At 41.1% G+C, this 24,765-nt stretch carries 23 protein-coding genes; 15 read left to right on the top strand and 8 right to left on the bottom strand.

Annotated features, from left to right (window positions below):
- Positions 1-5 precede the first annotated feature (5 nt).
- A complete protein-coding gene (locus ABD985_RS00345) occupies positions 6-698 on the bottom strand; it encodes a porin family protein (protein WP_345368416.1) in 693 nt (230 codons plus the stop codon).
- 340 nt (positions 699-1,038) lie between these two features.
- On the opposite strand from ABD985_RS00345, the gene mce reads away from it, so the two are divergent.
- From mce to ABD985_RS00330, 3 genes are all read left to right on the top strand, one after another.
- Positions 1,039-1,455 carry a methylmalonyl-CoA epimerase gene (gene mce / locus ABD985_RS00340; protein WP_345368415.1) on the top strand — a complete coding sequence of 139 codons (417 nt, stop codon included), beginning with the start codon at positions 1,039-1,041 and terminating at the stop codon, positions 1,453-1,455.
- Between the two features lie 81 nt (positions 1,456-1,536).
- On the top strand, positions 1,537-2,133 hold the full coding sequence (locus tag ABD985_RS00335; RefSeq protein WP_345368414.1) for a class I SAM-dependent methyltransferase: 597 nt from the start codon (positions 1,537-1,539) through the stop codon (positions 2,131-2,133).
- A 161-nt stretch (positions 2,134-2,294) separates the two neighbouring features.
- Positions 2,295-3,038: a DUF2490 domain-containing protein gene (locus ABD985_RS00330; RefSeq protein WP_345368413.1), complete on the top strand. Its 744-nt coding sequence runs from the start codon at positions 2,295-2,297 to the stop codon at positions 3,036-3,038.
- Between the two features lie 34 nt (positions 3,039-3,072).
- Here the strand turns inward: ABD985_RS00330 and ABD985_RS00325 are convergent, their stop codons facing one another.
- Together ABD985_RS00325 and ABD985_RS00320 are read right to left on the bottom strand one after the other, a co-directional pair.
- The gene (locus ABD985_RS00325) at positions 3,073-3,546 is read right to left on the bottom strand and encodes a hypothetical protein (protein ID WP_345368412.1); all 474 of its coding nucleotides are present in this window, start codon (positions 3,544-3,546) and stop codon (positions 3,073-3,075) included.
- Positions 3,547-3,582: 36 nt separating this feature from the next.
- A complete protein-coding gene (locus tag ABD985_RS00320; protein WP_345368411.1) occupies positions 3,583-3,801 on the bottom strand; it encodes a hypothetical protein in 219 nt (72 codons plus the stop codon).
- Between the two features lie 142 nt (positions 3,802-3,943).
- Between ABD985_RS00320 and ABD985_RS00315 the strand changes: the two genes are divergently transcribed.
- Positions 3,944-4,513, top strand: coding sequence for a hypothetical protein (locus tag ABD985_RS00315; RefSeq protein ID WP_345368410.1), 570 nt, complete (start codon positions 3,944-3,946; stop codon positions 4,511-4,513).
- 69 nt (positions 4,514-4,582) lie between these two features.
- On the opposite strand, the gene ABD985_RS00310 is transcribed toward ABD985_RS00315, so the two are convergent.
- Positions 4,583-5,368 (bottom strand): acyl-CoA desaturase, encoded by a 786-nt coding sequence (locus ABD985_RS00310; protein WP_345368409.1) that lies wholly within the window; start codon positions 5,366-5,368, stop codon positions 4,583-4,585.
- Positions 5,369-5,796: 428 nt separating this feature from the next.
- Between ABD985_RS00310 and ABD985_RS00305 the strand changes: the two genes are divergently transcribed.
- Complete coding sequence (locus ABD985_RS00305) at positions 5,797-6,123, top strand: HesB/IscA family protein (RefSeq protein ID WP_345368408.1); 327 nt, start codon at positions 5,797-5,799, stop codon at positions 6,121-6,123.
- A 120-nt stretch (positions 6,124-6,243) separates the two neighbouring features.
- A complete protein-coding gene (locus ABD985_RS00300; RefSeq protein WP_345368407.1) occupies positions 6,244-6,918 on the top strand; it encodes a hypothetical protein in 675 nt (224 codons plus the stop codon).
- A 48-nt stretch (positions 6,919-6,966) separates the two neighbouring features.
- On the opposite strand, the gene ABD985_RS00295 is transcribed toward ABD985_RS00300, so the two are convergent.
- Complete coding sequence (locus tag ABD985_RS00295) at positions 6,967-8,061, bottom strand: complex I subunit 1/NuoH family protein (protein WP_345368406.1); 1,095 nt, start codon at positions 8,059-8,061, stop codon at positions 6,967-6,969.
- Positions 8,062-8,586: 525 nt separating this feature from the next.
- Here ABD985_RS00295 and pepT point away from each other — a divergent pair.
- From pepT to ABD985_RS00275, 4 genes are all read left to right on the top strand, one after another.
- Positions 8,587-9,831 carry a peptidase T gene (gene pepT / locus ABD985_RS00290; protein ID WP_345368405.1) on the top strand — a complete coding sequence of 415 codons (1,245 nt, stop codon included), beginning with the start codon at positions 8,587-8,589 and terminating at the stop codon, positions 9,829-9,831.
- Positions 9,832-10,068: 237 nt separating this feature from the next.
- Positions 10,069-10,998, top strand: coding sequence for a universal stress protein (locus ABD985_RS00285; protein ID WP_345368404.1), 930 nt, complete (start codon positions 10,069-10,071; stop codon positions 10,996-10,998).
- Positions 10,999-11,269: 271 nt separating this feature from the next.
- Positions 11,270-11,902 carry an HAD family hydrolase gene (locus ABD985_RS00280; RefSeq protein WP_345368403.1) on the top strand — a complete coding sequence of 211 codons (633 nt, stop codon included), beginning with the start codon at positions 11,270-11,272 and terminating at the stop codon, positions 11,900-11,902.
- 343 nt (positions 11,903-12,245) lie between these two features.
- Complete coding sequence (locus ABD985_RS00275; protein WP_345368402.1) at positions 12,246-12,461, top strand: hypothetical protein; 216 nt, start codon at positions 12,246-12,248, stop codon at positions 12,459-12,461.
- Between the two features lie 288 nt (positions 12,462-12,749).
- On the opposite strand, the gene ABD985_RS00270 is transcribed toward ABD985_RS00275, so the two are convergent.
- The 3 genes from ABD985_RS00270 to ABD985_RS00260 all read right to left on the bottom strand — a co-directional run bounded on the left by ABD985_RS00270 (position 12,750) and on the right by ABD985_RS00260 (position 17,138).
- On the bottom strand, positions 12,750-14,138 hold the full coding sequence (locus ABD985_RS00270) for a Na+/H+ antiporter NhaC family protein (RefSeq protein WP_345368401.1): 1,389 nt from the start codon (positions 14,136-14,138) through the stop codon (positions 12,750-12,752).
- Between the two features lie 184 nt (positions 14,139-14,322).
- On the bottom strand, positions 14,323-15,657 hold the full coding sequence (locus ABD985_RS00265; protein WP_345368400.1) for an agmatine deiminase family protein: 1,335 nt from the start codon (positions 15,655-15,657) through the stop codon (positions 14,323-14,325).
- A 74-nt stretch (positions 15,658-15,731) separates the two neighbouring features.
- Positions 15,732-17,138 carry an aminotransferase gene (locus ABD985_RS00260; protein ID WP_345368399.1) on the bottom strand — a complete coding sequence of 469 codons (1,407 nt, stop codon included), beginning with the start codon at positions 17,136-17,138 and terminating at the stop codon, positions 15,732-15,734.
- A gap of 462 nt (positions 17,139-17,600) precedes the next feature.
- Between ABD985_RS00260 and ABD985_RS00255 the strand changes: the two genes are divergently transcribed.
- The 5 genes from ABD985_RS00255 to ABD985_RS00235 all read left to right on the top strand — a co-directional run bounded on the left by ABD985_RS00255 (position 17,601) and on the right by ABD985_RS00235 (position 24,361).
- Positions 17,601-18,119 carry an Lrp/AsnC family transcriptional regulator gene (locus ABD985_RS00255; protein ID WP_345368398.1) on the top strand — a complete coding sequence of 173 codons (519 nt, stop codon included), beginning with the start codon at positions 17,601-17,603 and terminating at the stop codon, positions 18,117-18,119.
- 254 nt (positions 18,120-18,373) lie between these two features.
- Positions 18,374-19,639, top strand: a complete 1,266-nt coding sequence (locus tag ABD985_RS00250) for a Zn-dependent hydrolase (protein ID WP_345368397.1) — start codon at positions 18,374-18,376, stop codon at positions 19,637-19,639.
- A gap of 254 nt (positions 19,640-19,893) precedes the next feature.
- The gene (locus tag ABD985_RS00245; RefSeq protein WP_345368396.1) at positions 19,894-21,381 is read left to right on the top strand and encodes an aldehyde dehydrogenase family protein; all 1,488 of its coding nucleotides are present in this window, start codon (positions 19,894-19,896) and stop codon (positions 21,379-21,381) included.
- 30 nt (positions 21,382-21,411) lie between these two features.
- Positions 21,412-22,689, top strand: a complete 1,278-nt coding sequence (locus ABD985_RS00240; protein ID WP_345368395.1) for an aspartate aminotransferase family protein — start codon at positions 21,412-21,414, stop codon at positions 22,687-22,689.
- Positions 22,690-22,903: 214 nt separating this feature from the next.
- Positions 22,904-24,361 (top strand): NAD-dependent succinate-semialdehyde dehydrogenase, encoded by a 1,458-nt coding sequence (locus ABD985_RS00235; protein WP_345368394.1) that lies wholly within the window; start codon positions 22,904-22,906, stop codon positions 24,359-24,361.
- Positions 24,362-24,765: the final 404 nt, after the last annotated feature.

Genomic DNA, 24,765 nt, shown 5'->3' with positions numbered 1-24,765 from the left:
GGAATTTATTCTTTGCTACTTTTCTTTTCCTTTTTGCCTTTCCACCCACTAATGGGAATAAGGTAAGCGACTGAGCCGGTAAGCCCTTGGCTATATGAAAAAGAGGAAGAGGTACGGACAGGTCTTTCCAGTAAATCGGACATACCTATAAAGAAACGGGCATCAACCATAAAATGACCTATACCGGTCCAAAAGGCTAAACCACCTCCTAGTACCAAATCAAGGCCAAGCTTTTCGGGTTTTCTGTCCGCATAATCATACCGTTGATCCTCTACGGTACCTAAAGCTTCAAAATCCTTTTCGTATAAGAAATTCACCTGAGGTCCTGCAATAGCAAATACATGAAATACCTTGGTGCCTACATATAGGTGTGTTAGTACTGGTACAGAGATATTGGTGAACGTTCGTTGGTAGAGTTCCTCTGTGCTGGAAGCCTCTATAAACCCTCTATGATCCAGATTGATTTCAGCTTGTAGTCCCAGGTTTTTCTCTTTGAAGTAATATCCTGTAAGTCCTCCACCAATCTCATAGAAGTTGGATTGTCTGATATTTGGACTGAAAGATACCGTGGGAAAAGAAGCCGCTCCCCGAACGCCAAGTGCAAATTTTCCCTTCTCGAAAAAATTCTGTTGTGCAAAGAGATTATGGCATGACAATATACAAAGGCTAAAAAATAGCACTAACTTTAGATTGCTCATATCTATGATCTATAATTGGTAAAAATATTCACAACTTAATGTAAGAATTGGAAGAAGACAAGTTTAGCTAAAACTTGCCATATTGAGTAATGACTTATCGTTTAATTAGGTTTGCAGTAGGGCGCTTTCACGGTTAATTTAGTATAAGCAGAAAACTTTGAGCTCTTAAAATAGGTCAGTGATACGCTATAGCTTTTTAATTTTCAATGATCAATGATTAATTTTCAATAATTAATACATTCTAGAAGTAGTTTAGTACACTTTTTTACTCATAGACAATTAACCGTGATAAAAAAAGTATTGAGACAATGTAAAGCTCTAAAACCAAATTAAACAACAAATGATACCAACACACATCGAACACATCGGAATAGCGGTCAAAGACCTTGAGAAAGCACAACAGTACTATGAAGAGGTATTGGGAATGAAGTGCTATGCCATAGAAACGGTAGAGGACCAAAAAGTCAAAACGGCATTTTTTCAAGTAGGACAAACCAAGATAGAACTATTGGAAGCTACCGCGGCAGATAGTCCTGTCGCTAAATTTATTGAGAAGAGAGGAGAAGGAATTCACCATATAGCATTTGCCGTAAAGGATTTGGCAATCCGCTTAAAAGAAGTAGAACAGAAAGGAGTCCTGCTGATCGACCAAGAGCCAAGGGCAGGGGCAGAAGGGATGAATATTGGCTTTCTTCATCCAAAGTCTACGTTTGGGGTATTGACAGAATTTTGTGAGAAAAGAGAAGAGAGTGTATAAGCAATTTTTCATTTTGGGTGAATCTATGTAATATATACATGGTCATATCATATCATACCCCAAACCTACAAGAATTACACTATGAAAGACTTTTGGAACCAGCGTTATCAGGAAGAGCCTTTAGCCTACGGAAAGACGCCCAATGAATTTTTTAAATCGGTCATTGATGAAACACAGCCCGGCAAGCTGCTTTTGCCAGCAGAAGGAGAAGGTAGAAATGCGATTTATGCCGCTAAAAAAGGTTGGGAGGTGACTGCCGTTGATTTTAGTGAAGAGGCTCGTAAAAAAGCCCTGGCTTGGGCAGCGCAAGAAGAGGTGCATATTACGTATCACACTGCTTCTTTGGAGACATTTGAGGTGGAGGAAAATGATTATGATATGGTCGCATTAATTTATGCACATATGCCCGCACATATCCGACAAACCATTCATAGAAAGTTTTTTAAGGCATTGAGAAAAGGAGGGGTATTAGTTTTGGAAGGGTTTAACCATCGACAACTAAAGAATAATTCAGGAGGGCCAAAGTCGCAGGATATGCTTTTTGAGCTTCGAATGTTGATTGATGACTTACAAGGAGCCAATATTCATATGATAGAAGAACAAACGTTGGTATTGGACGAGGGACCTTACCATCAGGGACAAGCCGATGTGATTCGTTTGTTCGCTGAGAAAGTATAGGAATAGTGTATAAGCATTTAGGGAAGCTCTAAGTATTTGATGTTGAAGAATATTGAGATTCAGTGTGACTTTATTAACATAAGTGTTGAGAGTTTGTCGGTAATTTTACGATTCAGCACAAGGTACATTGAAGATAAATCAAGAATAACAAGAGCTACAGGATGAAAAACAAGAGCATACACTGGGCTATATTTTCGCTTTTTGGAGTATTGCTGACCATGCAGGGTAATGCGCAAACATCTATAGGATGGCACAGAAATGAAGGACAACAATGGTTGCAATTGTATGGGCAAGGACAAATAGCTGATCGTTGGTGGGTACTTCCTGATGCCAGTTATCGGTGGAGAGGCGGAAGGGAAAAGTCAAAAACACTACTGCGATTAGGGATTGGGTATGATATTCAACCTAAACTTCGCTTGACAGCTGGTGTAGGCTATTTTGAGTCGTTTCAGACAGATTTGAAAGTGCAATCTGAATGGCGTCCTTATCAGGAGGTTACTTATAAGTCACCCAGAAAGAAAGGAACGCTAGGTTTTAGACTCCGTGTAGAAGAACGCTTTAATCGGTATTATGAAGAGGAAGGAGCATCGACTCAGCATGATTTTCAGGTAAGAATCAGGCCTCGGGTTTCCTATGCACTTCCAGTCTGGAAAAAAGAGGATAGCCTTTATAGCTTGTATTTTACAGTAGCAGATGAACTGTTTATCAATCCCAATAAATTGAATTATATGTCGACTCTGCAGAATCGTTTTATGCTAGGACCAGAGCTTAGAATGGGGAATGAATTAAAGCTTAATATGACTTATAATGCACAGGTAGCGGGTACAACGATGGATGCAGAATATCGATATACGAATGTTTTGTGGCTACGTGCGACCTATAGGTTTGATCTACGTAAAAAGTAAAGGCGACCCTTGTGGTCGCCCTTACTTGTGTTCCTTATTTCTGATTCCGTATCAAAGGAAAATTATTAATAATCCTCCAGTTGTTTAAGGTTTGGAGTTGACTCTCGATTTGAAAGAATCGTCCCACCGTTTTAGCAGGCAGTACCTTGCTCATTTTTTTAAAGTACTTCTTATCGAGATCCACTCCTTTTTCTCTGAGTAATAATCCTTCCCACGTTAAAGTGTTTGATTCCTTATCAGATAAGTTGGAGTACTCTTGAAGATATGTTTGAATCAAGAGGATCTTATCTTCCCGCAGTTTATTTTTCTCAATGGAGTATTCATCATACAATGGCCAAAAAACTTGCTGTTCCTCTTCGGTAAGTGGTAAGGCTTGCCGGATAGATTCCCGTTGCTCCAGTTCTATTTGGATCAAAAGGGAAGCTAGTTGCATGTTTTGGGCTTGGGAAGGAATACTTCTACCAAGAGCTAAAAACAAGAGGAGTATAAGGAGGTATCCAAACTTCATAAGGAAGGTCTTTAATGGAAAATAATACGGTGTATACTACAGTGCCTGATAAGAAGGTTGAAATCGTTCAAATAGTGTACTAAGGCGCTTTTTAATCAATTGATCAACGAGCGTCTTGGCCTCATCCATACTATGGGCAAATCGGACAATCTCATAGCTATGTTCACTCATGTCATAGATACCCAAAACGAGGTAATGCCTTTCGTCTTTATGGATTTTGTAGCCTTTATAAAATATGTTAGGAGCGTTATTCATTTGGTTAGGGTTTATAGTGTTATAATTCTATAACAATCTGTAAACCATAGTAGTTTTTTATTGATCTACTGATATTTGCTCTGTTTTCAAGCTACTGAAAACAGTATCTTTGTCGAATTGACAACTAGACGACAACAAACAAATGAAAAATATACTGCTGACCGCTTTTTTTGGGATGCTGTCTTATGGGGTAAAAGCACAATCGCCTACTTACTTCCATGGTACTTATCCGGGGTGGAGTTTTAAACAAGTTGTTTTACCAGCTGATTTGTTAGAGGAATATTCATATCCTGAGGGTATTAAAGAGGTACGTTTTGCTCCGGGAATGTTTGATCCATCTTCTGACAGTTACTTTTCTTACATTTTTCTGTTTACCTCACCGTCCTCCAATATGCTGACCGTTCAGGAAATTGAGCAAATGCTTTTGACTTATTATAAAGGATGGAATACCATGATTGGGTACAAAAATGGAGTATTGATTCAAGAGGAAGATATCCAAGTTAATTTAAACGGGAATGACCGTGAGTTGGAAGGAAGTATTGATATAATTAATGGATTAGGGAAAGGACATCAAATACAACTATACTTGGAGTTAAGTGCTTACAAGACGCAGGATGGAACGTATCGTTTGTTGGGATTGGTTAGCCCCAAAGATAAAAAAGCAAAAGTATGGGAGGCACTTTATGAGCAACGAGATCAGATGAGTTTATAAAATAATAAAGGGTCGTACTGTAGCAGCACGACCCTTTATTATTTTATATAAATACGCTAAGAGCAGCAATTAAGCAGCAGCGTGTTTCTTGTTTCCTTTCGAATCCGGCTGAATTTTACCAGGCTTTTTCATCTTGATGATTCCTACAAAGTTCATCAATTTCATGATTTGATATGCTGGATCAATCTCGTGCCATCTTACTCCAAAGTTAGCTCTAGCACCCCATTTGTGGTGGTTGTTGTGATAGCCTTCTCCCATCATGAATAGATCGATAGGCATTAGGTTCACAGAAGTATCTGAAACCTTGAAGTTGGTATAGCCATATTTATGGGCAAACCAGTTGATGATTGCTCCGTGAACTGGAGACATTAGGTAATGTACAGGAAGTAATGCATATAGGTAATAAGCATCTCCTACAAATTGCATGTAGAATAAAGTATATAGTACCCCCCAAGTAATTCTTACCAGGTAGTGATTTGCAAAGTTGTCAAAAGCATGCCATTCTGGAACGTCTTTTAGGTATTTTGCGTCTACGCCAGCTTTTTCTGGATCAGCCATCGCTGTGTAGTATACCTTTGTCTTCCACATCATGTCAAATAAGTTCTCAGAGTACTTAGGAGAGTGTGGGTCGTCTTCTGTGTCTGCATGTGCATGGTGTAAACGGTGCATGATACCGTACTTGTATGCACTTAGGTAGTTAGACCCTTGGAAAATAAAGGTCAATACGAAGAACACTTTCTCCATGGTTTTAGACATGGTGAACATTTTGTGGGCCGCATAGCGGTGCAAGAATACTGTTTGGAAAAACAGGGATGCGTACCAGTGTATTACGAAGAATGCAATTATATAAAGCATATTGATAATAAATTATAATGATTCATAAACCTCATTACCTATAGATGGGGAAAGTCATTGTTTGTGACAGAAAGGGTGAATTATTTTTTAATATTTTTAAATAAATGTAACCCTCTATAAGAAAAAGGAGAAAGAAGTGCATTCTAAGGGGCTGTTTCTCTAAACTTTTTTGTTTCACCTTAGTTAAATAGTGACATAAATTTGTTCATGATGTTTAATTGAGCTTCGCTCGTTCATAATGTTTAGTTGAATCTATTCGATTCCTAAATTCAACTAAACATTATGAACGCAATGACATAGTCATTGCAATTAAACATCATGAACAAAAATAAATCGCAGATGCTAGAGCGGTAATTATCAGGGAATTTTGCAAATTTGTCCTTGATTATGTATTTATAGTACATAGGTTTAAAAAAAGAGGTAGGATCATGATCAATATAACAGATAAGGCTGCAAAGCAAATTATAGATTTAAGAAAAGAAGAAGGAAAGACAAAGGACTTTCAAGTGAGAGTAGCCGTAAAAGGCGGAGGATGTTCTGGACTGATGTACGATCTGGAATTTGATAATGCAGCGAAGGATACAGACGAAGTATTTGAAGACAAAGGAGTAAAGATCTTTGTAGACAAGAAGAGTTTACTTTATCTTCTAGGAACGACTTTAGACTTCTCAGATGGGCTAAATGGAAAAGGGTTTCAGTTTATCAACCCTAATGCTTCCCGCACTTGTGGTTGTGGAGAGAGTTTTTCTGTATAATTGAAACTTTTGAGTAGCTGAAGCTATTGTCAAATGAATAAAGGAGAAAGGATGAAGAAAGAATACCTTTATAAAGGTTTGTATTTCTTCATCCTTTCTCCTTCAACTTTATAAGGGATAATGGATAAATCGACAAAGATCAATCAGGATGATGCTTATTGGATAAGTACCTTATATGCTGAGGAACAGCTATACCTACTGGAAGACGAAAAAATACTTTTTCCGGATATTGTGGAATGGGTAGAGCCTCAGGAAGTAGAGGAAGATCTGGAGGAAGAATTGATAGTTGTCCAAGAAGAAGTGGAAGCCGTACCTACTATAGAACAGCAGGAGGTGGTAGAAGAGGTTATTCAGGAAGAAGCCCCAAAACCTAAGGCTACCCGAATTGGGCAGCAGGGTATTCCTTATTTTGGAGAGAATAAAAAGAACATGTTGGTCCTATTGGAGTACAGTCAGGAAGACTTGCTCAATAGCAGGGAGTTTACACTTCTGTTGAAGATTATGGGAGCAATTAACTTGACACTTCACGAGTTTGCAGTAGTCAATATCTTGGATACAGGAGTAACCTTTGAGCAGTTAAAGGCTCAGTTTGCCCCAGAGAAGATTCTTTATTTTACGGCCTCGGAAGATAGCGAGCTATTCGGAGGGAAAGTAGAAAAGTACGTAGGAGGACGATGGGATGGAATCCCCGTGATCTTTGCTGATAGTCTTACGCAGATGCTGATGGGAGAGCAAGTCGCAGAAATGAAAAAAATGCTGTGGGAAGCGCTCAAAAAACACTTTATGGGTTTTTAAGGTAAAAGGTAAAAGGTAGAAAGTCTTTTTACCTCTTACTTTTTACCTCTATATCATCAATAGTCTCCAAACCCCTGCGATAAAAACAATCACAAGAGAAATAGGCGTCAGATATTTCCAGCAAAGTCCCATCAGTTGATCCACTCTTAGTCGTGGGTATGTCCAGCGTACCCACATTTGTACGAATACTAATAAAATGGCTTTTCCCATTAGCCAGAAAATACCCCATAGGATAGCGGATATTTCTCCCATCGTGCCGCTCGTCCAATCGGCTAATGCAAAGCTGCCTATGTTCGGTAGGGGAGTGTTCCATCCGCCTAAGAATAATATACTAGCCAAAAGGCTGACCAAGAGCATAGCGGCATATTCAGCCAACATCATAAAGGCAAAGCGAGCACCAGAATATTCTATGATATACCCGGCGATCAACTCAGATTCTGCTTCTGGTAAATCAAAAGGAGCACGGTTAGATTCCGCCAAAGAAGCAATAAAGAAGATCACAAAAGCCACCAATAAGAAAGGGGCTTTGAAAACATTCCAAGTAAAGATCCCTCCCCATTGACTGACATCTATACCTGTTGCCTTGAGACCAAATAGATAGTTGGTAGTACCTACTTCGCTAGCAAAGATACCTTGCTGCATACTGATCTCCTGCAAGTCCAGGGATTGAGAAATCATGACGGCAGCCAAAACAGATAACCCCATAGGAACTTCGTAAGAAACCATTTGGGCAGCTGCTCTCATGGCACCATAGAGAGAGTATTTATTATTAGACCCCCAACCGGCCATCAGTACTCCAATGATGTCCAGTGCTACAATCGCTAGCAGAAAGAATACCCCTACAGCAGCTGATGAGCCAATGAACTCAGGACCCAAGGGGATAATAGCAAATCCTGCAAAGATGGATGCAAACATCACTACAGGTGCTAAGGTGAAAAGGATTTTATTAGCCGCGGTAGGAATAATATCCTCTTTCATGATCAGCTTTAGGATATCAGCCAGTGTTTGCAATAAGCCGTACTTACCGACCTCCATAGGTCCCAAACGGTCTTGCATAAACGCAGAAACCTTACGCTCTGCATATACCCCAATTAGGGCAAATAGGGGAATGAATAGAAGAAAAAAGAGCAGTACAATTGCCATGTTACCTGTGTTGGATTCTCTTTAGTGAATAGGAAATTTGTTTGAATAAGAGTGTGTTTGAACATACTCTAAATCGTTTCTGACGATAATTGTTTGCCAGCGTATTGACGATTTCCATATAAAAGCCAGCAAATTACAAAAATATTCCAAAACAAAATACTTCTCAAAGCTGTGGTCGTTATGGTTTATCGGTTATTGCTTATCGCTTAAAAAATGTTGAAAAAAGTTTATCGGTTATTGCTTATCGCTTATCGTTTAAAAAAATATTGAAAAAATACCTTTAGGGTATTGTATGTCATTTAGGGGTAAAATAATTTTCTTAACCGATAACCGATAACCGATAACCGATAACCGATAACCGATAACCGATAACCGATAACCGATAACCGATAACCGATAACCGATAACCGATAACCGATAACCGATAACCGATAACCGATAACTCTGTCTAATTTTTTATATTTAACCCATACCCTCCTATTCTGATAAAAGTGGAAGGATAAAGAATAAACAAATCATTTTATCATGGAAGAAATCAAAGAAGACATCATTGAGCGTTTCACACGCTATGTACAATATGATACCGAGGCAATTCCGGGAGTAGAAACCATTCCTAGTTCTCCTAATCAGCATATTCTTGCGAAAGACCTGGCAGAAGAACTGAAAGCGATTGGTATGGAAGAAGTAACGGTAGATGAGCATGCTTATGTGATGGCTACCTTGCCTGCTAATACAGATAAAGAACTTCCTACCATCGGTTTTGTGGCACACATTGATACAACCCCTGATTTTACAGGAAAAGACGTGAAGCCACAAATCTGGAAAAACTACAACGGTGGAGAAATCCCACTAAACAAAGAACAAGGAATTACGCTATCAGCCGTAGACTTTCCTTTTCTGAAAGAATATATTGGGGATACCTTGATCACCTCTGATGGGACTACTTTGCTAGGGGCTGATGACAAAGCAGGAGTGACAGAAATCGTCACAGCCATGGATTACCTGATCAAGCATCCAGAAATTAAGCATGGAAAAATCAGAATCTGTTTTACTCCTGATGAAGAAGTAGGAAAAGGGGCAGACCTTTTTGATGTAGAGAAGTTTGGAGCGGAATGGGCCTATACCATGGATGGTGGACCATTAGGAGAGCTGGAGTTTGATAACTTCAATGCCGCTTATGCTAAACTGGATTTTTATGGACATAATGTGCACCCTGGTACCGCTAAAGGGATCATGAAGAACAGTATGTCGTGGGCTGCAGCGTTTGTCAATGAACTGCCATCGGATGAGGTTCCAGAACAGACAACAGGTTATGAAGGTTTTTATCATCTGTTGAGTATGAATGGAGAGGTGGAGCATACGACCTTGGAATATATCATCCGTGATCACGACCGAGAGAAGTTTGAGGAGAAGAAACGCTTGATGGAATATATTGCCAAGAAGTTCAAAAGCAAATATGGGGAAGAGGCCGTAACGCTTCATATTGAAGATCAATACTACAATATGAAGGAGAAAATAGCCCCTGTAATGCATATCGTAGACCTGGCAGAAAGTGCTATGAGTGAGTTGGGGATTCCAGTGGATATCAAACCAATACGAGGAGGTACTGATGGGGCTAAGTTATCTTATATGGGCTTGCCGTGTCCTAATATCTTCGCAGGAGGACGAAATATGCATTCCCGTTATGAATTTGTCTCTGTGGAAACCATGCAAAAAGCCGTAGCGGTAATTGTGAAAATTGCCGAGTTAATGGGTAGAGAAAGCGAGTAAAAATGTAACGTACGTTTCTAGAAATCGTACAAAAAAATAGATAGTAATCAGCTTTTGTTCATAATGTTTAATTGAGCTTCGCTCGTTCATAATGTTTAGTTGAACTATACAGCGTCACTTTTGGCGAATTGATTTATTCTGTAAATAAACCAATTCAACTAAACATTATGAACGAGCAAAGCTCAATTAAACACCATGAATATCAATGAGAATAAACAACAAATAATAGATACTGAAATGAATATGTTTAATAGAGTATTGATCGCCTGTGATGGCTCACCTATAGATGAACGACTGATTGATTTTGTCATTACATATTACGATGTCTGCGAAGTAGAGCAGTTGTATTTTGTGCATGTGGTCAAGTCCCTTGATATTCCTAAAGATCTGGAAGCAAAATACCCTAACTTGATTGCCCCTATTGATGAGTTGGTGGTTAGAGAGTTGGATGCAACCATTAAAAAAGCATTAAAGGAAGCAGGCAGGGAAGATATTCCTTACGAGGTATTGGTGAAAGAAGGAAATATTGCCGAGCAGATTTTGAAAGCAGCTAAGAACAAGGTGGTTGATCTTATTTTGATGGGTAAGAAGAAGCACCTCAAAGGGAAAGGGGTGGCTGCCTTGCAAGTGGCCAAGATGTCTAAGATGTCGTGTGCATTTATTCCGGAGCGCAAGCAACGTAATGAAGGACAAATTCTGGTTCCTACAGACTATTCGCCTTCTTCTAAACAAGCACTGTTTACCGCAATTAAAATGGCTAAGGCCGCCAAAATGGGTATCTTGTTACAACATGTATACCAAGTACCTCAAGGATATTCTTCCATTGGAAAGTCATATGATGAGTTTGCAGAGATTATGAAGGAAAACTCTCATAAGATGATGGAGAATTTTGTGGCGGATGTAGATATGGATGGGGTAGAACTGGAAGAAGTTCATTCGCTAAAAAATCAATATGATGAGATCGATGAAAAGGTAGAGGAACTGGCGAAAGAAAGACAGGTAGCTTCTGTGGTGATGGGTTCTCATGGAAGAACTTCTGCGGCAGCGTTCTTTTTCGGAAGTAATGCCGAAAAATTGATGCACTATGCCGATCTATTGATTCCTACCTTTATCATTAAGGATCCTTCAGATCGTATTGACTTCTTTGAAGCACTAAAGGAACTGTAGCAATAGTGGTTGAGGCGGCTTGCGCCGCTAGTTGAGTAGAGCTTCGCTCTGTTGAGATTCACCTTCGGTGAGTTGAGACTAATATATTTATATCGTCGGCTTTACTGCTTGAATCTATTACATAGTATATGATTATTGATTGAATTCAATTAACAGTTCAACTCAAATCAACTCACCAAAGGTGAATCTCAACAGCACGTAGTGCTACTCAACCAGCGGCGTAAGCCGCCTCAACAAAGCGATTAACCAACAAGCTTAACGATTTTTATTGATGCTAGAAGGAATAGAGAATATCATATTTGACCTGGGAGGGGTGATCTTGAACCTGAGGTATGAAAATTCCATTGAACGATTAAGTGCATTAACGGGGAAAAATGTGGCAGAAGTATATGGTCAGCACCAGCAAATCGAATTGTTTGACTTGTACGAGACCGGTAATATCTCATCGGCAGCATTTCGGGATGGACTAAGAGACTTACTGAAAAGCCCACATCTAACAGACGAGGCAATTGATGAAGCTTGGAATGCGATGCTTCTGGACTTGCCCCCACAGCGTATTCACCTGATTCAAGAGTTAAGAAAAAGCAGAAGGGTGTTTTTATTGAGTAATACCAATGCCATTCATAAGGAAGCTTTTTATCAAATTTTTGAGGAGACGATGGGAACGGATATAGGTGGTTTTGATAGTGTTTTTGAGAAAGTTTACCTCTCGCACGAAATGGGAGACCGAAAGCCACACCCAAGCATTTTTCAAACGGTGATGGAGGAACAAGGGCTATTTCCCGAAAAGACCTTGTTTATAGATGATACTGAACAGCATATTCTGGGAGCTCAGCGCACAGGATTGCGTACCCATCATTTACAAAAGGGACAAACGATAGAAGAACTTTTTAAAGGTAGTTGAATGGTTGAGGCGGCTAACGCCGCTAGTTGAGTGGCACTGCGTGCCGTTGAGTAGAGCTTCGCTCTGTTGAGTTTTTGCAGTTTGCTTTTTCTCAACAGCCCGAAGGGCTACTCAACAGCAAAGCGCTCAACCAGCGGCGTTAGCCGCCTCAACGATAGGCTATTAAATTGATGTAATAAATATTATTGGGAAAATACTGTAATTAACGTCAAATCGTTATATTAAAAATTGTTGATTTATATTATTGTAATAATTATTATCAATAATTTTATTTACACCCAAATAAACCATAAGTATTGACGTGTGTTGATGCACCATTTATCAATTTAATAATCAAAAGCCTATGGTACAGCATTTTGACCTTCATGATATCATCATGACTTACAGGGCCCTTTCCGATGACCGGAAAGAGAAATACCTGAACAAGATTATGAAGCAACTCAGTAAGGCATCAGAGGAGGTGCAGGAAGAACTAATTCCTGAACTGGAGCGGTATATAGAGGAGGAGGAAGAGAAATCTCAGCTTTACGGAGATAATTTTAATCAATGGTATGCCTGATGTATTGTAAATAGTGAAAGAGGGAGAGAGGTATCGAGCGGTAAAAGAATTTTGATAATGGTTTAAAAAAGATAAGGCTGCCCCTAAAAAGGCAGCCTTTGTTCATATTTATTTGTTGAATCGTTGAATTTCAATACGTTGTATTGAGTTGAATCGTTGATTTGAGTTGAACTGTTGATTGAGTATAGATGAACTTCAATCAACAGTTCAACTCGATTCCACGAGCGAAGCTCAATTCAACTCACCAAAGGTGAAATTTGAGACGCCGTGTAACGGATTCAACAGAGCTTATAGCATAAATCCTAGGGCTAAGTACAACCCTACCGATACTACACCAGCAATAAGCGCATAAGGCAATTGTGTCAATACATGGGCCATATTATTGCATCCCGAGGCTGAGGAAGATAAGATCGTAGCATCTCCATAGAAACAGGCGTGGGAACCGAAGGCGCCTGCACTAACGACTGAACCTATCGCCAACCATTGGTCTACGCCCATCGTTTGTGCCAATGGTATAATGATAGGTAGAGAGATGGCATAAGCACCCCAAAAGGATCCTGTAGCAAAGGTGATTGTTGCCAGGGCTATGAAGGTAATGGCAGGGAGCATCGCCTTGCTCATCCAAGGTGTAACGCTATCGATAACAAACTGTGTTAGCCCCATATCTTCGTTGACCTCTTTCAAAACAAAGGACATAATGATAATAGCCAGAGCATATAGCATGGTTTTGAAACCGTCAAAAACGCTTTTAAGGGCAGTGCTAAAATCCATCACCTTGTCGATCAGGTAATAGAATATAGTAAAAGTAATGGCGGTCATTACCCCTTTTTGGGCATCAATGCCAAATGCGATCGTTGCCCCAATGAGTACCAGGATAGGAAGAATAAAGTGAAGGAGTTTAGTGTTTTCTTTTTGTTCTGGACCTTCAATTTCCAATCCTATGGCATCTGACTTTGGAGGTGCCAGTTCTCCAGTTTGCGCCCTGAGCTCAGCTTTTTTCATGGCTCCAATAGGAGGGATAATTCCTAAGGCTACTAAGGGAACCAATAGAAACGCAACCCACCCATAAAAGAAATAAGGGGTTGCCTGAATATAAGTGCTTAATCCTTCTCCAGCAGTCGCAACTCCCTGATCTTCCAGTAGCCCGGAGACATAAATGGCCCAGGTGGAGAAAGGGATGAGAACACAAACAGGAGCAGCGGTAGAGTCAACGATATAAGCGAGCATCTCTCGAGAGACCTTATAGCGATCAGTTACTTTTTTCATGGAGGTACCCACCGTTAAGGCATTGAGATAATCATCAATAAAGATAGAAAGCCCCAATAGCCAGGTGATCACCAAGGCACCTCTTTTGCCATGTACATATTTACTGACAGCCTCAGCAAAGGCCAGGGAACCTCCAGATTTCACCAGTAGATGTATCAAGGACCCAAAGAGTCCACAAACTAAAATAACCCACACAATCACCTCGTCCATCATGACGGAAGAAAGGGTGGTGGTGAAAGCATTAAAAAAGTCAAGTTGATGGAGCATGACGAAACCGACGATAGCACCTCCCATCAACGATTCAAATGTTTTGTGCGTCCAAATCGCCAGTACAATGACAACAAGGGTTGGAATTAAACTCCATATCCCAAAGTTAGGGGAAATGGAGGCTTCCAGCAGTAAGTGATTCATATGTAGTTGGGTATTGTTTTATCAAAAAATGAAAGCAGCTTAGTGGTTGTTCATGATGTTTAATTGCAATTGCTCTGCAATTGCATTCATGATGTTTAGTTGTTTTATTTTTTTTTCAACTAAACATCATGAACGAGCGAAGCTCAATTAAACAACATGAACAAAAAAATGTCTAAGCAGTAATTTATAGTGCAGTAGGTCTAGCAGCAGGGAGCTGCATGCTGATACAGTGAATACCTCCACCACCTAAGTTAATGGATAAGGCATCCAGCATGATGACTTGGCGATCAGGAAATACACTTTCCAAAACAGCTTTCGCTTGTGCATCTCTTTCTTTGATAGCTGTGTCCATTCCTTCTTTCCAGTATTTTTGTCCAATCACCACCTCGTTGCTGATCAGGAAGTTGAGGTAACTAGCTGCGGCGACTACATGGATTTCTTCGCCTTGAGGGAACGTAGACCCATCTTGATAATCTAGTGTACTGATATAGTCGTAGACAGGATCTCCCGGCTGCATTTTAGCCAAAATAGTTTTAGGTAGTGGCATACGTACGATGCGCAAAGGTTTTCCGTCCTGGTCTGTCGCATTTTTTAGGATTTGATAGTTTTCCTCCATGCGACGGTGGTTCTCCTTAGCAATAGGGTCATGCAGGTCTTCAGGATCTACCTCTGCGAGCAGTACGGTAGAGTCATTGACAAAACGACAAAACTCATCGATATGGCCATTCGTAGTGATTACCGTATAAGCCTTCAAGCCCTCTTCCGCTTCAATTGGTCCCAAGAAAGTATGGTCGTCTTCTTTTAGCCCTTGTTTGAGCCAAATAACGTTGGAAACCCCTAGCATACGCTTGAATTCGGCCTCCATTTCGGTTTTGCTCATGGATGGGTTACGCCCTTGCTCTACCGTCTCTACCGTCAGGAGTGTTCCTTTACCATTTACTTCCCGGTCACCTCCTTCACTAATCATAGGGGTGGAGATCACCGGAAGGTTTAGCTTTTTTGCAATAGCGACATCAAATTGTTCTTCGATTTGGGTATCCTTATCAGTAGAGTCTGAATACCCCCAAGCATCAAAGTTGAAGTCAGCCATGATATGCTCTCCATTTTCTCCTTCCACAATAACAGGTCCCATATCTCTGGCCCATAGTTCTACAGAAGGAACTTTGGTGATCTCAATAGAAGCCTCAGGAAATTGCTGCTTGATATGTTTCTGAGCATCTTGATAAAGAGAATCATTGGCACAAGATACCGTTACAGAAGTGTGATTGATTAATTGCTCGATAATCTTTAGCGTAACAGCTTTATTGGAGTATCCTTGTTTGTGCTCGGCAGGAGGCCAGATAAGCCACACCCCTTTTTGCTCTTCAAACTCGGCAGCTTGTCGATATACTTTTGGGGTTTCTGTGGCAGTTTCCTGCGTAACGCTTTTAGTACTGGGAGCCTGACATTGGAAGAGTACACCACTCAAGGAGAGGGTAGCCCACAATATCGGCCAGCTTTTGCTTGCTCTGTTAGTCATAGTATATGAATTGTGTTGAAGTTCAACGCAGGGGCGACCCTTGTGATCGCCCTTAATTATGATCGCTCCTGACTTTATATATTCCAAATATTCTCCCTCACCAAATCATCCATCGTCGCTTTGATACTGCTTCTTAGAATGTCGACAGTTTCGTCAATAGCTGCTTTATCATACGTCAAAGGAGGAGAAAGCACATTCAAAGGTCCAATAGGACGAATAATCAATCCTCTATTCTTGGCGTGGTGATAGATACGCTTGGCAATAGCTACTTCGTCACCAAACCCTTCTTTAGTCGCTTTGTTGGCAACGTTTTCAATACATAGCATATAGTGACTACCTCGAATATCACCCACGATAGGAAGGTCTTCCAGTGTTTTAAGCTGTTGCTCGAAATAAGGTCCCCATTGTTGTACGTGCTGACAGAACCCTTCTTCTTCCAGAATTTGAATGTTTTTTAACCCAACAGCACAAGCCAGTGCATGTCCGGAATAGGTAAAGCCATGCGAAAAATAAGGATTGGCCTTTTTTGGTTGGCTGATGACCTCATAGATTTCATCAGAAACCATAGTAGCTCCCAATGGGATATAACCAGAGGAAATACCCTTTGCCATTACTAGCATGTCCGGTTCTACCTCGAACATATCCTTGGAGGTAACCATATGGCCCAAGCGTCCAAAGGCTGTAACCACCTCATCAGAAATATAAAGAATATCATATTTCTTACACAGCTCCCAGCTTCTTTTATGATACCCTTTAGGAGGGACTAATACTCCTCCAGCACCCAATATAGGCTCTGCGATAAAACAAGCCACTTCTTCAGGGTTTAAGGCAATGATTTTTTCTTCTAACTCCTGAATAAGGAAGTCACAGAATTGTGCTTCATCCATTCCTTCAGGACGTCTATACGTATAAGGAGCTGAAACGTAATGTACTAAGTCTTTTACAAGGTCAAACCCTATTTGTGTAGAGGCAATCCCCGTTAAGGTGTGAGCAAGGAAAGTACTGCCATGATAAGCGAGGTCTCTGGAGATCACCTTTTTCTTCTTGGGCATTCCCTTTAGGTTAAAATAATAGTGGGCCATTTTGATCGCCGTATCGTTGGCCATGGAGCCACCCGTGCCAAAGAAGACATGGTTAAGGGAACCCGGTGAAAGACGAGCTAATTCAGCAGCCAGTTCAGAGGCAGGGATAGAAGAAGCATCTTCAAAAGTATTATAGTAAGCCATTTTTTTGGCTTGCTCTGCCATTGTTGCAGCGATGTCTTCTCTTCCATGACCTGCGTTTACGCACCATAGACCCGCAATACCATCCAAATAACGGTTACCATCGGCGTCATAAATCCAGTGCTGATGTCCTTCTGCATAAATTACAGAGCCTTCTTCTGCAAATTTTTCAAAGTTAGCGTAGGGATGTATGATATGTGCTTTATCTTTTTCCCAAGCCTGTTTTGTCTGATTTTGTGTAGCTTCTTGTGTTACCATGCTTTATCAAGGGATTAAAGGTGTGTTCAGTGCAAAAAGTGTATTTTAAAGTATTTATTTTGCAAAATATACACACTTTAATTAATTATTTATATTTTTGTCAAAAAAATAGTCTTATTTTCTGCTTTTACTCTTTTATATGAGTACGGAATCAAAAATTTGTAATCTATTGAGAAAATATAAAGTTTAATTAAAGTAATAATGAATACTGGTACATAGGATGTTTTCTAAAATATAATAAAGAAAGGTGTTGACATCTAACATTGATTGAAAATAATGCAATAATGTATTGAGGGATTCATTAGGGAAAATACAGTATTATTTCTTTTTGGTATCTTTGAAAAATCTATTCAATTCACGTTTTTCAAATTTTATAATGTGTGTGAGGTATTCCCAGGGTTTTATACTCTTTATAGAATAGCTATTGACATATATTTACAAATGACCAAATGAATTATTGCTGTGGAACAAGGAACAAGTATTTCATTAGATAGCCTGGATTTTTCAATCCTGGCACATTTACAAGAGGACGGACGAAAATCCTTTACAGATATAGCCGAGGAAATGGGCGTATCGGTAGGTACGGTAAGAAACCGTTACAATAAGCTGGTACAGGAAAATGTACTACATATTATCGGTTGGACAGACCCCGTGAAGGCTGGCTTTAATGCGTATGCTCGAGTGACGGTAGATGTAAAACCGATTTCTAAGCTAGATGCAGTTGCTGAGGCACTATTAAATATTGACGAGATATCATTCTTGGCCTACACTTCGGGAGATCATGATTTGGAGATCAACCTTCAGTGTAAGGACAATAAACATTTAATGACTTTAATGCATGAGTCCATCAATACCATTGACGGCGTACATGATACCCATACTACAGTATATTTTCAGGTACTGAAGTGGGCGTCACATGATGTAGGAAGAGTATTTACCGAGAAGGCTGAAACCAAGGAGGTAGAGGTACAACATTCTTAACAACGGTTGAATCGTTGAGGCATCTTACGCTGCTGGTTGAATCGTTGAATCGAGTTGCACTGTTGATTGAATACGATTAAATATTTCAACAAACAATTCAACTCGAATCAACGAGCGAAGCTCAATTCAACTCATCGAAGGTGAAATTCAACGATTCAACAGAAGATGCTCATTGGTATTGCATTGGTCTCACTATAAAGATTAAGCTTGAACAAAAGCTTGATCCTATTTTTGACCTTAAAAACTTTTTGGAAATGGAACCAAAAACGACCATTGCAGTACCATCAACTCTTAGAGTAAATGGTGAACGTCACTGGAGACAGTTGATGGAGATAGCCCAAATAGGTGGAACCCCTAAAGGAGGGGTGTGTCGTGTAACGCTTACCGAGGAAGATCGACAAGGAAGAGAGCTGTTTATACATTGGTGCAAGGAAGCAGGGTGCTCTATTGAGGTGGATCAGATGGGGAATATCTTTGCCCGCCGACCGGGGAAGAACAATGACCTTCCTGCTATATTGATTGGTAGCCATCTGGATAGTCAGCCTACTGGAGGAAAGTACGATGGAGTATACGGAGTATTAGCAGGACTAGAAGTAATCCAAACATTAAATGATTACCATATAGAGACTGAAGCACCTATTGAGGTAGTTTCCTGGACGAATGAGGAAGGCGCTCGCTTTGCTCCGGCTATGATTGGCTCTGGAGTATATGCTGGAGCATTTACCTTAGAGTATGCATATAGTCGTCAGGATAAGGAAGGAATTACTTTGAAAGAGGCCTTGGAGTCCATCAATTTTTTAGGAGAACAACCTGTAGGAGGACGTTCGTATGCAGCGGCTTTTGAGGTGCATATCGAGCAAGGACCGATCCTCGAAGCTGAAGAAAAGTCTGTAGGAGTTGTGACAGGGGTACAAGGTATCCGTTGGTATGACCTTACTGTAAAAGGAAAAGAAACCCATGCAGGTCCCTCCCCAATGGAAATGCGAAAAGATCCCGTAAAGGGAGCTATTGATATATTACAAGAATTATATGCTTTGGCTGATGAGTTTGCCCCTCATGCCCGAGTAACTATTGGAGAGCTAAAAGCTACTCCGGGAGTACGCAATACAGTGCCTGCCCATGTCACAATCGCAGTAGATTTAAGACATCCCGATACCGATACCCTTGCAGAAATGGATCACAAGTTTAGAGACATCGTCCAAGGTCATGTGCAACGTACAGAGCTAGAGGCTGAAGTAGATGAAATCTGGTATTCCGCTCCGGTAGCCTTTGATGAAAACTGTATAGCTGCAGTACGGGAAGCTACGAAGCACTTAGGCGTTTCTGCGATGGAAATGGTGAGTGGTGCCGGACATGATTCCGTATATATTTCCAGGGTAGTACCTACCAGTATGATTTTTATTCCTTGTAAAGATGGGCTAAGTCATAACGAACTGGAGAGTGCCAAGAAACAGGATGTGATTGACGGAACTGATGTTCTATTGCATGCTGTGCTTAATACAGCCCAGAAGTTGGGGTGAGTATTATACCGTTTAATTAAGTTTGAATAAACAACGGACAGTTGAGGCGGCTTATGCCGCTGGTTGAGTGGCACTCCGTGCCGTTGAGTGGAGCTTCGCTCCGTTGAGCCATTACATGGTGTAGGCTTCGTATGTTGAGATTTTGTAGTACTGCTCTTTCTCAACAGCCCGAAGGGCTACTCAACGGCACGGAGTGCCACTCAACCAGCGACGTAAGTCGCCTCAACTATAAACTTCAAAACTATACATAAGAGATGCTTTCAGAAATTACAACCAAACTTCAGGAAAAAACTTTGCGTTTTCTGGAGTCTCCCCAAAAGATGCTGGTCAACGGAGAGTGGGTAGCTGCCAAAGATGCCCAGACTTGCCCCACTGTCAACCCAGCCAATGGAACCGTTATCGCAGAGATTCCCATTGCCTCTGCAGAGGATGTTGATCAGGCCGTAAAGGCAGCCCGTACCGTCTTTGAGCAAGAGTGGAAATATACTGCCCCAGCAGAGAAGGCTCAATTAATGTGGACCTTGGCAGATTTGATGGAAAGGGATAAGCAGGTATTGATGGAACTGGAGTGTTTGGATAATGGAAAACCTTTGGAGAAAGCTGCTTATGATGTAGATAGCGCCATTGCTCACTTCCGCTATTATGCTGGTTGGCCTACTAAAATAGAAGGGAATACCCTTCCAGTAGCAGGCAACCGTATGGCTTTTACCCGTAGAGAAGCACTGGGTGTAGTAGGACTGATTGTACCTTGGAACTTTCCGATTATGATGGCTGCCTGGAAATTGGCACCTGCCTTGGCTTGTGGAAATACTTGTATTTTGAAGCCGGCGGAGCAAACACCCTTGACTGCTTTATATCTTGGGAAATTAGTGACAGAGGCAGGGTTTCCAGCAGGGGTGGTGAATGTGGTAACAGGGCCAGGATTACCAACAGGAGAAGCAATTTGTGCCCATATGGATGTGGATAAGGTAAGCTTTACTGGATCAACTGCAGTGGGTAGGAGAATTATGGAGACGGCGGCCAAGAGTAACCTGAAGAAAGTAAGCCTTGAACTGGGTGGTAAGTCCCCAAATGTGATTATGAAAGATGCCGATTTGGAGCAGGTACTGGAAAGTGTACATTGGTGTAGTTTCTATAACTCCGGGCAGGAGTGTACGCTTGGTTCCAGATTATATATCCAAAAAGAAATCTATGATCAGGTATTGGAAGGGCTAATTCAAAAAGCTTCTCAATTAACCATAGGGAATGGATTGGAGAATCCTGATCTGGGACCAATGATCAGCGAGCAACAACTTCATCGTGTCAGTGAATATATCGTGAAAGGAAAGGAAGAGGGTGCTGAGTTATTACTAGGAGGAGCACGAGTAGAAGGAGCATTAGCCGATGGGTATTTCTTGCCACCGACGATTTTTGCACACCAAAATGATGAACTATCGATTGCTAAAGAAGAAATATTTGGTCCGGTAGCGGCAGTATCTTCTTTTGATAATCTAGAAGAGATTATCCATAGAGCCAATAATACCCCTTATGGATTGGCAGCGGCGATTTGGAGTAGAGACCTGAAGCAGGCGTATCATTTTGCGAATGAGGTAAAGGCAGGAACGATCTGGATCAATGGCTATGATATGTTTGATGCAGCCGTACCTTTCGGAGGCTTCAAGGAAAGCGGTATGGGTAAAGAAATGGGCAAAAGTGCCATCGATTTATATACGCAGGAAAAAGCGATCTGGACTGCCCTTTAAACAAACAACACTTTAAAACTTCAAGAACAAATGACAACAGCAACATTAAGTCAAACAGAGCTGCTTTCACCTGTTTGGACACACCTTACGGATATACAACCTGTAAAAGGAGAAGGAATTTATTTATATGATGAGGAAGAAAACCGCTATACGGACTTTACCTCAGGGATTGGAGTAGTGAATACCGGACATTGCCATCCAAAAGTGGTAGAAGCTATTCAGCAACAATCCACAGAGTTGCTTTTTGGACAGATGAACTGTGTGATTCCTCCTACAACTGTAAAGTTGGCAGAAAAGCTAAATACCCTTACACCGGAGCATATCAATCGTTTTTTCTTTGCCAATAGTGGGGCAGAGGCAACAGAGGCTTGTGTCAAGTTAGCTAAGCAAGCGACAGGTAGACAGCATGTGATCGTATTCCAGGGAAGTTTTCATGGCAGAACGCATATGGCTATGGCCATGACAACTTCTAAAACGGTGTACCGTTACAAGTACCAACCCCTTCCGGGAGGTGTTTTTGTCAGTCCTTTCCCTGCAAGTTATTACTATGGATGGTCAGAGGATGAGGCGACAGATTTTTGTTTGCAGCAATTGGATTTATTATTCCAAGGACAAACAGCACCGGAGGAAACGGCAGCAATTATCATAGAACCTATCTTGGGAGAAGGTGGTTATACCCCTGCACCGGCTAAGTTCCTACAAAAACTAAGAGAGATCTGTGATGAGCATGGTATTCTTTTGGTATTGGATGAAGTGCAAAGTGGTTTTGGTAGAACAGGTAAACTTTTCTGCTTTGAACATGCTGAAGTAAAGCCTGATATTATTGTGATGGCTAAAGGATTGGGAAGTGGCTTACCTATTTCAGGGATCGCTTCTACGGAAGAGATTATGAGTAAATGGCTACCAGGAACTCACGGTGGAACCTACGGAGGAGGAAGTGCGATCGCCTCTGCTGCGGCTTGTGCGACCATTGATGTGATTTATGAAGAAGGCTTGATAGAGAATGCAGCCGCAAGAGGTGCTCAATTGATGGAGGGCTTAAGAAAATTACAGGAGAAATATCCTGTGATTGGAGATATAAGAGGCAAAGGCCTGATGGTCGGAACCGAGTTTACAAAAGCTGATGGTAAACCAGATCCTGAGACAACATCTCGTGTATTACAGGCTTGCTTGAAGAAAAAATTATTACTGCTATCCTGTGGAAGCTATAAGAATGTATTGCGATGGATTCCACCATTGGTGGTAACGGAGGAGCAGATAGAGGAGGCGCTGGAGATTTTTGCAGAAGCGATGAGCAATGAACAGTGAGCAGTGAACAGTGAACAGTGAGCAGTGAGCAGTTATTAATTTTTGCTATCTGGTCGTAACGTCCACGTTACGACCACAACATAAGTTGAGCGTCCACGCTCAACGATGAACGTAAGTGTGGATGCTAGGACTAGTGTTCGGGTAGTAATAGCAAAGGGCCTCGCCCTGTGCTAATTAAAAATTCTTCATTAATAATTAAAAATTAACCAAGGCGATGCAACTAAAAGATCCTTCGCTTTTACAAAATAAAGCATACGTAAATGGGCAATGGACAGCAGCCCAAAATGGAGCGACCTATCCAATTACGAACCCCTTTGATGGGGCGGTAATTACTGAGGTAGCCGATATGAAAAAAGAGGATGTGCAGCAAGCCATTGATGCTGCCGAGAAAGCCTTTGACGTTTGGAAAAATAAAACGGCAGGGGAGCGTTCTACGATTCTTCGAAAATGGTTTGACTTACAGATGGAGCATGCCGAGGATTTGGCCTTGATCCTAACGACTGAACAAGGGAAACCGCTGGCAGAAGCATTGGGAGAGATACGCTATGGAGCATCCTTCGTGGAGTGGTACGCCGAAGAAGCCAAGCGAGTATATGGAGATGTTATACCCGGACATGGTGTTGATAAACGTATTGTAGTCCTAAAGCAGCCTGTGGGGGTTGTGGCAGCGATTACGCCTTGGAACTTTCCCAATGCGATGATTACTCGCAAGGTAGCACCAGCTTTGGCGGCCGGATGTACGGTGGTGATTAAGCCGGCAGAAGATACTCCTTTATCCGCATTGGCTTTGGCAGAACTGGCAGAGCGAGCAGGATTTCCGGAGGGTGTATTAAACATAGTGACCTCGAGTAATGCAGCGGAAGTAGGGGAGACCTTGACGAAAAGCTCGGTAGTAAGAAAATTGTCTTTTACGGGATCAACCAGAGTAGGTAAAATCCTGATGAAGCAATCAGCAGATACCGTCAAAAAAGTATCCATGGAGCTAGGAGGAAATGCACCTTTTATTGTGTTTGATGACGCGGACTTGGATGAGGCGGTAGAGGGGGCTATTGCTTCCAAGTATAGAAATGCAGGACAGACTTGTGTGTGTGCCAACCGTATCTATGCGCAGGCAGGGATCTATGATGCTTTTGTTGAAAAACTAAGTGAGGCTGTAAATAAGCTTAATGTAGGTTCCGGTCTGGAGAAAGGAAATGAAATAGGGCCATTGATTAATACGGCAGCATTGGAAAAGGTAGAAGGACTAGTGAAGGATGCTATAGAAAAAGGAGCAAAAGTAACAACAGGAGGAGAGCGACATCAGTTGGGAGGTACATTCTTTCAGCCTACAGTACTTTCACAAGTATCAGAGGAAATGAAGGTCACCCATGAAGAGATTTTTGGTCCAGTAGCACCCGTATACAAATTTGAAACCGATGAAGAGGTGATTGCAGCTGCCAATAACACGGAGTATGGCCTAGCTTCTTACTTTTATGGAAATAATATCCGTAGAATATGGAAAGTTGCTGAAGGGCTGGAGTACGGTATGGTAGGGATCAATACAGGAATGATTTCAACTGCCGTAGCGCCATTTGGAGGTGTAAAGGAAAGTGGGGTAGGAAGAGAAGGATCTTTCTATGGATTAGAGGAATTTGTAGAGGTAAAATACTTATGCTTCGGAGGAATACAGTAAGCGGTTGATTCGTTGAATGGAGCTTCGCTCCATTACATGGCGTCTTGATTCGAGTTGATTTGTTAATTGAAAAGTATACAACAGCTCAATAAACAGTTCAACTCAAATCAACGAGCGAAGCTCAATTCAACTCTCCGAAGGAGAAATTCAACGATTCAACAACAAAAAAGGCTACATGACTTAAAAGCAAGTGATGCAAATAAATCTTAAAAAAATACAAGTGAGTAACATTTAACGTGTTTAGTGCATTTTTATTTTGCACAAAACAAATGAATAATTTTCAAGATCTAAGAATTACGATGTATTCTTCTATTTTTATTGATGTTAATCACCAATTTCACTGCTAAGGGTTGAAGTATAAAAATATCCCTTAGCGTAAGATTATCAATTCTTTAGGGGTGGGA

Source organism: Algivirga pacifica (assembly GCF_039543525.1).
In the GTDB taxonomy this organism is placed as follows: Bacteria; Bacteroidota; Bacteroidia; order Cytophagales; family Flammeovirgaceae; genus Algivirga; species Algivirga pacifica.
The sequence above is the reverse complement of the archived record's forward strand: the minus strand, read 5'-3'. Positions and strand labels throughout refer to the sequence as shown.